Source organism: Corallococcus sp. AB049A, from assembly GCF_003668885.1.
Taxonomy (GTDB): Bacteria; Myxococcota; Myxococcia; order Myxococcales; family Myxococcaceae; genus Corallococcus; species Corallococcus interemptor.
This window is the reverse complement of sequence record NZ_RAWL01001104.1, coordinates 1-446: the sequence shown is the minus strand read 5'-3', so window position 1 is coordinate 446 and position 446 is coordinate 1. Positions and strand designations below refer to the sequence as shown.

1 protein-coding gene is annotated in these 446 nt (G+C 68.8%); it reads left to right on the top strand.

What is annotated here, in order from left to right; genetic code table 11:
• Positions 1–446: alpha/beta fold hydrolase (locus tag D7X55_RS46450; RefSeq protein ID WP_368666529.1), on the top strand; the 446-nt coding region annotated here is incomplete at both ends.

Below are 446 nucleotides of genomic sequence, written 5' to 3'. Positions count from 1 at the left end.
GTATTCCCCTGCTGCTGCTGCCCGGCCTGCTCAACGATGCCGAGCTGTGGCGCGCGCAGCTGGCCGACCTGGCCGACATCGCCGACTGCACAGTAGGCGACCAGACCCGTGGCGAGACCCTGCAGGCGGTGGCCGAGGACGTACTCGCACAGGCACCGGAGCGCTTTGCGCTGGCCGGTTTCTCATTGGGCGGCTTCGTCGCCCAGCAGATCCTGCGCATTGCGCCGGAGCGCGTGCTGCAGCTGGCGCTGATCGATACCTCGATCCACGCCGATTCACCGGAACGTGCCGAGCAGCGCCGCAGCCAACGTGCCAGCGTGCGCCTGCCGGGGAAGTTCCACGGCTTCGGCGATGTGCTGATGCGCAGCTACATCGATGCGTCGCGGCTGGATGACTACGTGCTGGTGCAGCGCGTGCGCGACATGACCGCCCGCCTGGGCGCGGAC